Raw genomic sequence first — 12,301 nt, forward strand, 5'->3', positions numbered from 1 at the left:
AGACGGCCCTAATCAGTGCAGGGTCAAGGCCTGCAGGCGCTCGTGCCCGGGAAATCGGCCCAGCAGTTCTGCCAGCATGCCCCTGGCATGCCGCCCCCAGCGCCCCGAGGCTTCACGCCAGCCGGGCGCCAGCGCGCCATCATGTGCGGCCTGCGCCAGGATTTCATAGGCGACGCAGACGTGTTCGATCTGCATGTCCATGTGGCCCAGGGTTTCATACAGGCGGGCCAGATTGCGGTGGGAAGCAAACAACGCCGATGCGCCCGCCTCTGCGTCTGCAATATGGGGGAAACATGCATCGGCCAGACTGAGCGCCGCGCGGTATTGCGTCATGGCCGAATGGCCATCGCCACGCGCCAGTGCCCGGTCGCCCCGCTCCGTCAGGCGGCGCCAGGGATCGAGCGGACAGCGCTCGGTACGGCTAGGCTCAAAGGCAATGAAATCTGGCAACATGGGCATTCCTGCAAGAACGGATTGGCTATCGGAAAGCTGTTTGCTAATAATAATATTTTTCATTTAGAAATTCAAGCATGGCCAGTCTGCCTAATAACTGACATGTCTTTACCTTCGGGCACCCGCATGCGCCCTGTTGGGGGTTACGCCCTGCCCGGTCTGCCGATCCCTGCCGCCCTGCTCCCACCTGTCGCCACCCGCCGTACTCGCCGAAACACAGGCCTGCCGCACGCATGCGGATGCAGCGACACGTACATACGGAGATATGAACTGTGGGGAGGTGGAGAGAGTGAACCGACGCAGGTGCCCAGATGCCGCCGCGCATGCGTCACATGCATAAAGCTACCCGCTGGGTGCGCAGCCAGGCTGCGCACCCAGGTTCAAACTGCCTTGCCGCAGGCCACGCCGGAGGCCCAGGCCCATTGGAAGTTGTAGCCGCCCAGCCAGCCGGTGACATCGACGGCTTCACCGATGAAATGCAGCCCCGGCGCGCGCCGGGCTTCCATGGTCTTCTGGTTCAGCTCCCGGGTATCCACGCCGCCGCGCATCACTTCGGCTTTCTTGTAGCCTGCCGTCCCGGAGGGCACCAGCTGCCACGCCTGAATAGTCTGCGCCAGCTGGCGCAATAGGCGATCAGGCACATCCGCCAGGCGTGCCGAGAACGCGTCAGGCATATTGCCTTGCGCCGACAACCAGTGTTCGGCCAGGCGCCGTGGCCAGAGCTGCGCCAGCACCGTCCCCAGTTGCTGGCGGCTGCCCGGCTTGGCACGCAACAGCTCTGCCTCCATATCCAGGGCAGGCGCCAAGTCGATACAAATCGGCTGGCCCGGTTCCCAGAAGCTGGAAATCTGCAGCACGGCCGGTCCCGACAGGCCCCGATGCGTAAACAACAGGTCCTCCAGGAACGCCCCACCGCCCCGCTTCGCTGCACCCGTGGCAATGCCGACCTCCACCGCAACACCGGACAGTGCGGCATAAGGCTTCCAGTCTGCGGCGTCGAACACCAGCGGCACCAGCGCCGGACGCGGCTCGATGATCTTCAGGCCCCACTGGCGCGCCAGTTTCAGGCCGAAATCCGTGGCGCCAAGCTGGGGAATGGCCATGCCGCCGGTCGCCACGACCACCCTGTGCGCGGTAATCACCCCGGCGCTGGTATCCAGGGCATAGCCCTCGCCATCGGCACGCACCGCATCGACGCGGGTTTCCATGCGCCAGCGCACGCCGCCTTTATCGCACTCGGCGCGCAGCATGCGGATGATGTCTTCACTGCTATCGTCGCAGAACAGCTGGCCCTTGTGCTTCTCATGCCAACTGATCCGGTGCTGCCGCAACAAGCCCAGGAAATCCTGCGGGGTATAACCGGCCAGGGCGGAACGGCAGAATGCCGGGTTGGCCGACAGATAATTGGACGGCCCAGCCCCCAGGTTGGTGAAGTTGCAGCGCCCGCCGCCGGAGATGCGTATTTTCTCGGCAAGCCGGGCAGCATGGTCGATCAGGACCACGCGCCGGCCGCGCTGCGCCGCCACGGCCGCACACATCATGCCGGCCGCGCCGGCACCCAGTACTGCTACGTCGTACTGCAGCCGGCCCAGGCCAGCGCCGGCCTGGGCCGTGCCACTGTTTGCCGTCACTCGCGTTCCCGGATGCAATCCACGTAATAACGCACCGAGCCGTCTTCACGCACTTCGGAACCCAGGCCGTGGATATCGACGCCGAAGCCAGGGAAGCGGGCATTGAATTCCTGCGAAAAGAACAGGTAATCAACAATGGTACGGTTGAAGCGCTCGCCCGGGATCAACAGAGGGATGCCCGGCGGATACGGCGTCAGCAGCACGCCCGTGACACGGCCTTCCAGCTCGCTCAGCTCCACGCGCTCGATCTCGCGGTGTGCCATGCGGGCAAAGGCGTCAGACGGCTTGAGCGCGGGTTCCATATCGCTCAGATAGACTTCCGTGGTCAGGCGGGCGATGTCGCCCGCACGATAGGCCACGTGGATCTGCTGGCACAGGTCGCGCACGCCCAGGCGCTCGTAGCGCGGATGGTTGCGGCAGAAGTCCGGCATGGCGCGCCACAGCGGCTGGTTGCGGTCGTAATCGTCCTTGAACTGCTGCAACGCGGTCAGCAGCGTATTCCAGCGGCCCTTGGTAATGCCGATGGTGAACAGGATGAAGAACGAGTACAGGCCCGTCTTCTCGACCACCACGCCGTGCTCGGCCAGATAGCGCGACACGATGACCGCCGGGATGCCGGTTTCATCAAAACGGCCGGAAATATCCAGGCCCGGCGTAACGATGGTGGCCTTGATGGGGTCGAGCATATTGAAGCCCGGCGCCAGATCGCCGAAACCGTGCCATGCGGCGCCGGATTCCAGTATCCAGTCGTCGCGGTTGCCCATGCCTTCGGAGGCCAGGCGGTTGGGTCCCCAGACCTTGAACCACCAGTCGTTCTTGCCATATTCGGATGCCACCTTGCGCATGGCGCGGCGGAAATCCATCGCTTCGCGAATGCTTTCCTCGACCAGAGCAGTGCCCCCGGGCGGCTCCATCATTGCCGCCGCCACGTCGCAGGACGCGATGATCGCGTACTGCGGCGAGGTCGAGGTGTGCATCAGGTAGGCCTCGTTGAACAGGTTGCGGTCCAGCGTGCGGGTCTGCGACTCCTGCACGATGATCTGCGAGGCCTGCGACAGGCCTGCCAGCAGCTTATGCGTGGAGTGCGTGGCATACACCATGGCGTTCTCGGTACGCGGACGATCCGGGCCAATGGCGTGCATGTCGCGGTAGAACTCGTGGAAGGCGGCATGCGGCAGCCAGGCTTCGTCGAAATGCAGCGTGTCGATTTCGTTGCCCAGCACTTCCTTGATCATTTCGACGTTATAGATCACCCCGTCATAGGTGCTCTGCGTCAGCGTCAGGATGCGCGGGCGCTTGTTGACCGCTTCTCGGGCAAAGGGATTGGCCTCGATTTTCCTGCGGATGTTGTCGGGGTGGAACTCTTCCAGCGGGATGGGCCCGATGATGCCAAGGTGATTGCGCGAGGGCCGCAGGAACACGGGAATCGCGCCCGTCATCGTAATGGCGTGCAGGATGGACTTGTGACAGTTGCGGTCCACCACCACCACGTCGCCGGCCGCCACATTCGCGTGCCACACCACCTTGTTGGAAGTGGAAGTGCCGTTGGTGATGAAGAAACAGTGATCGGCATGGAATATCCGCGCCGCATTGCGCTCGGACTCCGCGATCGGCCCGGTGTGGTCCAGCAACTGGCCCAGTTCGTCCACGGCGTTGCAGACGTCGGCGCGCAGCATGTTCTCGCCGAAGAACTGGTGGAACATTTGACCCACCGGGCTCTTCAGGAAAGCCACGCCGCCGGAGTGCCCGGGACAGTGCCAGGAATAGGAGCCGTCCTGGGCGTAATCCACCAGTTCGCGGAAGAACGGCGGCGCCAGGCTCTCGACATAGGAGCGGGCTTCGCGAATGATGTGGCGCGCCACGAACTCCGGCGTATCCTCGAACATGTGGATGAAGCCGTGCAGTTCCCGCAGGATATCGTTCGGGATGTGTTCGGAGGTACGCGTTTCGCCGTAGAGATAAATGGGAATCTCGGCATTGCGAAAGCGCAGCTCGCCGATGAACGAGCGCAGATTCTTGATGGCGCTGGCAACATCCTCGGGAGAATCGACGTCGAATTCCTCATCGTCGATGGACAGAATGAATGCGCTGGCGCGGCTCTGCTGCTGGGCAAACGAACTCAGATCGCCGTAGCTGGTCACGCCGATGACCTCGACGCCTTCAGCCTCTATGGCTTCGGCAAGGGCTCGCACACCAAGCCCCGAAACATTCTCGGAGCGATAGTCTTCATCAATGATGAAAATGGGAAAACGGAATTTCATCGGGCGCTCCCGGCCACAGGAAAAAACGGGGCGAGTGTACAGCTTCAAGACGGCTGGCGGATGAAGCCCGCCGGGATTTCATCCCAGGCGTCGCATGTTACCGACACACTCTTTGGAAAAATGCCATCGCCTCTTTCGGGAGACGATGGCGGCGGGAAACGGTACGGCCTGCCCCGGCGGGGAATCAGGCACGATAACGGGCGCCAGGCAGGCGTCCGTCAACGGGGAGAAAGTCGCTCTGCGCCTTGACACCCCGGCAAACCTGCGCTCAAGTACGCGGCAGGGTCACACCACGCTGGCCCAGATACTTGCCGCCGCGGTCGCGATAGGACACTTCACAGACTTCGTCGCTTTCCAGGAACAGGAACTGCGCGCAGCCCTCGCCGGCATAAATCTTGGCTGGCAGCGGCGTGGTGTTGGAGAATTCCAGCGTCACGTGGCCTTCCCACTCGGGTTCCAGCGGCGTCACGTTGACGATGATGCCGCAGCGTGCATAGGTGCTCTTGCCCAGGCAGATGGTCAGCACATTGCGCGGAATGCGGAAATACTCCATGGTACGGGCCAGCGCAAAGGAATTCGGCGGAATGATGCAGACATCTCCCTTGAAGTCCACCAGCGAACGTTCGTCGAACGACTTGGGGTCGACGATCGTGGAATTGATATTGGTAAATATCTTGAACTCGTTGGCACAGCGCACATCATAGCCATAGCTGCTGGTCCCGTAGCTCACGATACGCTTGCCATCCTGCTCGCGTACCTGGCCCGGCTCGTAGGGTTCGATCATCCCCTGCGTGGCCTGTTCGCGAATCCAGCGGTCGCTCTTGATGCTCATTCTGTCGTGCTCCTTGATGAACCTCGCATTGTAGCGACTGCCGACCGCGCCGGCAGCCCGGAAACATCCCTTTTATGCAAACGGCCGGCTCATCCTGCGGCTGCCTCTGCTGGACGCAATGCAAGGGAACGGGCGGGCGCCAGTCGGTTCACCGGCGCCCCTATGCTCATTCCTGGTAGATGCGGCGGTAGGTCAGGCCCAGGCCATTGACTTCACCGGCCCGCAGGTCAGCCGACAGGCGGCGGGAAATCCAGTAGCTCAAGCGCGCCACCAACCCCGAACCGGACAGAGCCTGCTCGACCGTCAGTGTCAATCCATCCGAGAAGCGCTTGCTGGCGACCAGAAACTGGTTCTCGACGCTATCGTCGTTACCCGAAGCCTGGCTGGCGACAGTGGTATCCGGTAGCAGGCTACCGGCCGTCCCCATGGCGCCCGATTTGATGCCGACGTCATCCAGACCCAGCTGCTTGTACATGGGCGTGCCGCCACTGAATAGCGAGGCGCCGACGGCCAGCAGCAAGGCCGTATCGTTGCCGCTCTGGTCCGGGCCGCGTCCCAGGATCAGCCATGACAGCTTTTCAACCTCGCTGACGTTCGGATAGGACACCAGGGTGATGCGCGGCCGCTGCGCGGTACCGGTCACCTTCACGCCGGCCTCCACCGTTTCGCCGCGCCGCAAGGCCTCGATATCCAGCAGCGGATTGTCCAGCATGCCCTGGAACGTGATGTTGCCGCGCGTCAGTTGCAGTCTCTGGCCATAGGCCTCGAAACGCCCCCCGCGGGTGCGCAAGGTACCGGCAGCCGACAGCTGGCCATTTTTCATCATCAGGCGCAGCGAACCCGTCAGGCCGGAGTCTATGCCCATGCCCGTCAGGTAGAAGCGCGGCCCCAGGTCCACGACCAGGTCCATGGACATGTCCAGCCCATCTTCGCTTTCCACATGCGGCGCCGCCTGCGTCGTCATGACGTGCACATCGTCATCCAGCGTGGGCACGGCCGACAGCATATCGGCGCTGACCCAGCCCGCGTCGGCCACGATCTTGCCCGTGATATCCACCTTGGGCAAGGCCGCCTCGACGTCGATCTTGCCGGAGAACATGGCATAGCGGTCATTACGCTGCACGATCGGGTAGCGATGCAGCTCGACCTGCAGCTTGCCGGACGAATCCGTCAGGCGCCAGCGTCCGGATACATTGAGGAAACCGTTCTGTGCGTCAGCCTCTTCGGTGATCCAGGTACGTGTGCGCCACTCGGGCGGCGTCACGCGCAGCACAGCCGGGAAGCGCAGGCTATCCAGAATGACCACGTCGTTTTCGATGCGCAGCGACAAGGTGCCGTCCAGCAGCCGGATGCCATCGTCGATACGCACGATGCGCAGCTTCTGGCCATTCACGCCCCCCTGTAAATTCCAGGGGCCCGCCAGCGAGCCTTGCGCCGTCAGGTTGGCCGTCAGTTCGCCATGCACTTCCTGAGCATCACCGGCAAACATATTGACCCACGACAGGTCGAGTTTGTCGGTGCGCAGCGCAGCATTGATGCGCGCTTCCGGGTCCAGGCCGGGCACGCCGTTACGCGCGCTGAGGGTCGTGTCGGCATTGGCCTGCACACCACCCAGCAGCTTGCTGCCCAGCACCAGGCTGGCACGCGCCTGGCTGTCATGGCCGCGTCCCGGAACCAGGTCCACGGTCACGCCCAGGGCCTCCAGGCCCACGGTCTTGCCGCCACCACCGGGCAGAGCAATATCCCCGGAACGGCGGTTAATGGATACATGCCCGCCCAGGGCACGGTCGAAGCGCAGATCCCAGGCGCCGTCCAGCACCAGGTTGCGCAGCAGCCCCAGGGCTTCCGGCTCGTCCTTGACCTCAGCCAGGCTGAGCACCGACATGATCCAGTCGCGATTCAGCGCCAGGGCATTGATACGGCCCGCTGTCTGCCAGCGAGCGCCGCCACCACGTGCGCCCAGGCTTTCCAGTTCCAGCGCCTGCCGGCGCGGCAGGCCCAGGCGCAGCGCGGTCGCGCCGACCTGCCACTGCCACTGGCTGGCGCTGGCATCCGGCATGAATGCCACGTCCATGGGGCGCTGCAGCGCAGCCCCCAGACCGGCATGGCTGACGTCCAGGCTGCGCAAGGTGCCGCGCCAGCCCGTCAACGTTGGCTGGAAACCGCGCCCGCTGCCCCACCCGCCCTCCAGGTCGACCTTGGCCTGGACCGGCGCTTCACCCAGCGTCGTACTCTTGCGGTCGCCCAAGGCGTAGTTGGCCTCCAGCCGGGCGCGATGTGCGCCCACCGTTCCGCCAACTGTCCCTTTGGCCTGTACTGCACCCGGCAGGCCCGGCCACCAATTGGCCAGCTGCGACAACGCCGCATCCAGCTTCATTTCCGCCTGCGGCGTGCCCCAGCCGCCGGCCAGGCTCAGCCGGTCCGTGCCCAGTGCCAGCGCAATATCCACGCCGCTGGCCCGCGCCTGCATCCAGTCCGGCGCCTGTTGTGCCTCGGACCACGGAAACTCCGCCCGCGCCACGACTTTCCCGCTCAAGGGCTGGCCATTCCAGCGGCTGGCATCGGCGATATCCAATTTCAGGTCCAGCCATTCCGGCCAGCTCTGGTCACGCAGCATCACGTCGAAACTGCCGTTCATGGTGAGCACGCCCGGCGGCACTGCGCCCCCCGACAGCAGACCGAGATCCAGGCGGCGTGCCTGTAACTCGCCGCGCAAACGATCACGCTGCACCGCGTTGCCGGCATCCCTGTCCAGCTCGACATTCAGGGTGGCGGACGACCCGTCGGCCAGTGTCAGCGCCACGGCGGCATCGCGCAACGGGAACGCCGCCTGCAAGGCCAGTTCTGTCTTGGCGTCCATTGCCAGGCCCGGCGCATTGCCTTGCAATGCCACCGCCAGCTGTTCCAGCGAACCGTGCAACTGCAGGCTGGCCTGAGCTTCGCAAGCCGCGTCGGCCGGACGGCCAGGCAATGCCTTCAGGCACACAGGAGAATCATCCCCCCGTCCTTTGGCATGCACGCTCAGCGCCACGTCCATGGGCCAGGGCTCGGCCAGTTTCTCCAGGCGGACTTCGCCGGAAATCCAGGCGTCCGCCATGTCATGGCCGATTTCCACGTTGCCCAGGCGCAACTGCGCCTCATCAGCAGCTGCAATGCTGGCCTGCAACCCCTTGACCGTTACGGGCAAGGGCGTGCCGTCCTGGGTCAGCACGAACTCACCCAGGGCCAGTTTATCCACGCGTATACCTACCGGCAGGTCCACCACCACCGGCCCTTCCTTGGGCGGTTCTTCTTCCCCGGTATCCGACAAGGCCACGCTCAATTTGCTGGCAGACAGCTCGCGCACCCAGACCTGCTTTTCCATCAGGAAGCGCCATTCACCACGCAAGACCAGGTCGCTGGCATCCACATCGACGCCCGGCAGGCTCAAGACCAACCGTCCAATCTTCACGCCGTGCCAGATGTCGCCTTCAATCGCTTCCACCTTGCCGTCCAGCTGCGACGCCACCATGCGCAAAGCCGCGCGCGTGCCTGCCTGGGTCAGCAGCACCCAGGCAACCAGCGAAGTCGCCAGCGCGACCAGCAACACCACGGTGGGCAGCCCCCACCACAACAGGCGGCGCAGGAATGAACGTCGCTTCTTCAAAATGCTATCCCCAGCGAAAAGTGCAGTCTCAGGTCACGATCTTCCTGGCCATAGGCCAGGTCCAGGGAAATCGGACCGGCGGGCGTGCGCACCACGCCGCCCACGCCATACCCCAGTTTCATGTTCATGTCGCGGAAGGAATCGCTCACGTCACCCGCGTCGAAAAACACGCTCATGCCCAAGATGTCGGTGAAAAAGTGCATGTACTCGATGCTGGCCACCGCCATCGCGGCACCGCCCACGGTCGCGCCATGCGACTCTGCGCCGATAGACATGTAGCGATAGCCACGCACAGTACGCGCGCCACCCGTACGGAAACCGAAATCATCCGGAACCCGGGTACGACGCTGAGACCAGACCTTGCCCGCTTCTCCACGGACAGTCAGCACATCACGCGGCCCGATCGGCCACCACTGCTGCAGACGCATGGACGCCCGTGTATAAGGTTTGGCATCATCCAGTGTCAGGCCCACACCGCCTTGAAGGTCGATGACATTACCCTTGCGCGGATCATATTTGTCATTGACATCTATGCGAGTCCAGCCCGCCGTACCAGTGAAGGTCGGCAGATCTTCCGCCTCGGTATCGCCGATCTTCACCCGGTCATGCGCCAGCAACATGCCGAAGCGCGTTTCGTATTCGACCGGATTATCGCCCTTGCCAAAACGTGTGCGGGTACGCGTCGCACCCAGTGCATAACGGGTCACGTCCAGGCCTTCGATATCCGAGTGCTTCACCAGCAGCCCGATACTGTCTTTCTGGCCCTGCGCCGTCGGCGGCAGATAGAAGTCCAGAAAGGCACGCTGACGCTTGCGGTCCAGGCCGATGCCGGTTTCCATGCTGACGGGATGGCCAAGCACGACATTCTGCTTGTACAGTGTCTCGAAGCGCAGGCCCACATCATCATCCAGGCCCAGCCCGACAGCCACTTGCCGCGCAGCTGCCTCGGCCACCGAGACGTTCACCGGAACAATGACATCCTCGGGCAAGCCCGAAGGCGGTGCATCTTCTGCAAGCGTATCGGTTTCGCCATCCTGCCCCGGCATCACGAACGCGCCACGGAACAGATTGGTTTCCTGCAATTCCTGTTGCCAGTTCTCAAACTCCGCCCGCTCATAGAGCGCAAGCGGCGGATATTCCACATAACGCGTCACCAGGCGCTCCGGTACGCGCTTGAGACCCTCGATGTGCAGCTCGCCCAGGCGCACCCGGGGGCCGCTGTCCACCAGCACATTCAGCGCCACGCGGGCGGTCAGGGGATCGACGTCCGCGCTCGTGTGTGCCAGGCGCGCACGATAGAAATCCTTGGCCGACACACTTTCCAGCAATGAGGTCTTGGCCTTGCTCCAGTCGTTATTGATGAACACCTGGCCTTCCGGCAGTTTCCAGGCGTCCGTCAGAGCGGCCCGGCGATCTTCGTAGTCTTCACCGAGGATGCGGCCTTCGAAGCGGATGTCCACGCTGGCCACTGTCGCACGCTTGCCCGGCTGGATCACGATGTCCCAGGTTTCCCCGACAACGTCCTGCCCTGCTTCCAGCGTTACCACCGGACTGAAATACCCCTGTGTGGCCAGTGCCGACAGAACAGCTTCACGTGCACGGCGCCGCAGGCGTGAAGCCTCGCCGCCATCTTCGTCATCATCCAGGCGCGCAATCGCATCGACGGCTTCATGAATAATGCCAAGTACCGTTGGCGGCAGACCGCCGGGATCTATGGTCACCTCGGGCCTGGCCCAGGCCTGGGTGCAAAGCAGGGAGAACAGGCTGGCACACGTCAGTCTGGCCGCAAAACGCATCGCTCAAGCTCCCTTGACCACGACAGTAGGAATTTTCATGGAACGGTCACGCGGCAGCCTGGCAATGCTCGCGGCGATACGTTGAGCGATCTGTTGGTAAATGACAGCGGCCGGCCCCTGCGGCGCGGCCACCACGCTGGGGCGCCCGGCATCGGCGTCCTGGCGTATATCCAGGGCCAGCGGCAGGCTGCCCAGGAACGGCAGTTCGAATTGTTCCGCCAGCGCCTGGCCGCCGCCTTCGCCGAAAATGTGCTCGGCGTGGCCGCATTTGGAGCAGATGTGCACGGACATGTTTTCCACCACGCCCAGGACTGGCACGTCGACCTTTTCAAACATGCGCACGCCACGGCGCACATCCAGCAAGGCCAGATCCTGCGGCGTGGTGACAACCACCGCGCCCGTCACCGGCATTTTCTGCGCCATGCTGAGCGCGATGTCGCCGGTGCCAGGCGGCATATCGACAAAAAGATAATCCAGGTCTGACCAGTTGGTCTGGTTCAGCAGTTGATCCAGCGCCTGCACCACCATCGCGCCGCGCCAGATGGCCGGCGCATCGGCGGCAATCAGCAGGCCGATCGAATTGGCCTGCACGCCATAACCGATCAAGGGGTCCATGGTCTTGCCGTCGCTGCTGCCGGGCTTGCCTTCCAGCGCCAGCAGTGCCGGCACACTGGGGCCATAGATATCCGCATCCAACACGCCGACACGCGCGCCCTGGGCGGCCAGCGCCAACGCGATATTGACAGTCGTGGTGCTTTTACCGACCCCCCCCTTGCCCGACGCCACCGCAATGATGTTGCGCACATTGGGCAGGGGCTTCAGGCCTCGATGCACCATATGAGTACGTACGCGCCAGCCCAGGGTCACCTGCGCCTCTGCCGCACCAGCGCGACGCAGCGCAGCTTGCGCCTCGGCGCGCAACAGTTCATTGGCGCCAGGCGCCGGATATCCCAATTCCAGACTGACGGATACGCGCTCACCCTCGACCTGCACGGCCTGGTCTTTCAATTCATGATCCAGGGGCAATTCCGTCGCCGGATCAACAACTTCATGCAACGCGGCGCGGATTTGCTGTATCGTCAAACTCATGTCACTATGGCTCTTAGTGGTGTAACTTCAGATGCTGCCGGAAAAATCCGGTACGTACCCTAAAGAATAGCGGATCGGCCAGCGTTTACGCCGATTTACCTTGCAACGGGAACTTTCCGCCACGCCAGCCCTCAGTCCTATACCATGACCGATACTATCGCACGCTTCTTCCGCTACGTCCTCCTGTTCACACTGGGACTGGTTGGCCTGTTCATGGCGTTGGTGTTCATGATCTCCAGCGCCATTGCCGTAGGCATCCTTTACGTCTGGGCCCGCCTGCGCGGCCGCCCCTTCGGCGTGAAAGCCTACTGGCAGCAACGCAGTGCCGGCCGCAGCCCGCAAGCGCAGGCCTGGCAACAGCCCCGCCGCCCCTACGGCAACAAGTCCGGCAAGGACGACATCATCGACGTGCAGGTCCGCGACCTGCCCTGACAGCATGACCAACGTGAGCTTGCCCTGGTAAGCTCGCTTCTCCCCTTCCTGCCACCCAGCGCCGCATGCGCTGCCTTTCGATAGCTGCCCGATAGCTACCCGCGCATATGGGATGGTGGCCTGCTTCCAGTGCAACATTGCCAGCCGGACATCGCCGCGCT

Annotated in this window: 8 protein-coding genes; 1 reads left to right on the forward strand and 7 read right to left on the reverse strand. The window is 63.4% G+C overall.

From position 1 onward, the window contains the following. Nucleotides 1-12: 12 nt before the first annotated feature. From ACEW7X_RS14235 to apbC, 7 genes are all read right to left on the reverse strand, one after another. On the reverse strand, nucleotides 13-453 hold the full coding sequence (locus ACEW7X_RS14235; protein ID WP_420177346.1) for a hypothetical protein: 441 nt from the start codon (nucleotides 451-453) through the stop codon (nucleotides 13-15). Nucleotides 454-833: 380 nt separating this feature from the next. Continuing rightward, nucleotides 834-1,994, reverse strand: a complete 1,161-nt coding sequence (locus ACEW7X_RS14240; protein WP_253099825.1) for an aminoacetone oxidase family FAD-binding enzyme — start codon at nucleotides 1,992-1,994, stop codon at nucleotides 834-836. A gap of 86 nt (nucleotides 1,995-2,080) precedes the next feature. Beyond that, nucleotides 2,081-4,345 (reverse strand): arginine/lysine/ornithine decarboxylase, encoded by a 2,265-nt coding sequence (locus ACEW7X_RS14245; protein ID WP_068367104.1) that lies wholly within the window; start codon nucleotides 4,343-4,345, stop codon nucleotides 2,081-2,083. A 268-nt stretch (nucleotides 4,346-4,613) separates the two neighbouring features. After that, nucleotides 4,614-5,177 (reverse strand): dCTP deaminase, encoded by a 564-nt coding sequence (gene dcd, locus ACEW7X_RS14250; RefSeq protein ID WP_068367106.1) that lies wholly within the window; start codon nucleotides 5,175-5,177, stop codon nucleotides 4,614-4,616. A 166-nt stretch (nucleotides 5,178-5,343) separates the two neighbouring features. Beyond that, a complete protein-coding gene (locus ACEW7X_RS14255; protein WP_420177347.1) occupies nucleotides 5,344-8,823 on the reverse strand; it encodes a translocation/assembly module TamB domain-containing protein in 3,480 nt (1,159 codons plus the stop codon). Next, the gene (locus ACEW7X_RS14260; RefSeq protein ID WP_068367110.1) at nucleotides 8,820-10,619 is read right to left on the reverse strand and encodes an autotransporter assembly complex protein TamA; all 1,800 of its coding nucleotides are present in this window, start codon (nucleotides 10,617-10,619) and stop codon (nucleotides 8,820-8,822) included. The genes ACEW7X_RS14255 and ACEW7X_RS14260 overlap by 4 nt, the downstream gene beginning before the upstream one ends. A gap of 3 nt (nucleotides 10,620-10,622) precedes the next feature. Next, complete coding sequence (gene apbC, locus ACEW7X_RS14265; protein WP_068367112.1) at nucleotides 10,623-11,708, reverse strand: iron-sulfur cluster carrier protein ApbC; 1,086 nt, start codon at nucleotides 11,706-11,708, stop codon at nucleotides 10,623-10,625. A gap of 144 nt (nucleotides 11,709-11,852) precedes the next feature. On the opposite strand from apbC, the gene ACEW7X_RS14270 reads away from it, so the two are divergent. Next, complete coding sequence (locus ACEW7X_RS14270; protein ID WP_068367114.1) at nucleotides 11,853-12,140, forward strand: hypothetical protein; 288 nt, start codon at nucleotides 11,853-11,855, stop codon at nucleotides 12,138-12,140. Nucleotides 12,141-12,301: the final 161 nt, after the last annotated feature.

The sequence above is a fragment of the Kerstersia gyiorum genome (assembly GCF_048595715.1).
Classification (GTDB): Bacteria; Pseudomonadota; Gammaproteobacteria; order Burkholderiales; family Burkholderiaceae_B; genus Kerstersia; species Kerstersia gyiorum.

Bases quoted from the DNA above. Each gene is read 5' to 3' on its own strand.
- ACEW7X_RS14235 (WP_420177346.1), bottom strand. From the start codon at position 453: ATGTTGCCAGATTTCATTGCCTTTGAGCCTAGCCGTACCGAGCGCTGT.
- dcd (WP_068367106.1), bottom strand. From the start codon at position 5,177: ATGAGCATCAAGAGCGACCGCTGGATTCGCGAACAGGCCACGCAGGGG.
- ACEW7X_RS14240 (WP_253099825.1), bottom strand. From the start codon at position 1,994: ATGATGTGTGCGGCCGTGGCGGCGCAGCGCGGCCGGCGCGTGGTCCTG.
- apbC (WP_068367112.1), bottom strand. From the start codon at position 11,708: ATGAGTTTGACGATACAGCAAATCCGCGCCGCGTTGCATGAAGTTGTT.
- ACEW7X_RS14245 (WP_068367104.1), bottom strand. From the start codon at position 4,345: ATGAAATTCCGTTTTCCCATTTTCATCATTGATGAAGACTATCGCTCC.
- ACEW7X_RS14270 (WP_068367114.1), top strand. From the start codon at position 11,853: ATGACCGATACTATCGCACGCTTCTTCCGCTACGTCCTCCTGTTCACA.
- ACEW7X_RS14260 (WP_068367110.1), bottom strand. From the start codon at position 10,619: ATGCGTTTTGCGGCCAGACTGACGTGTGCCAGCCTGTTCTCCCTGCTT.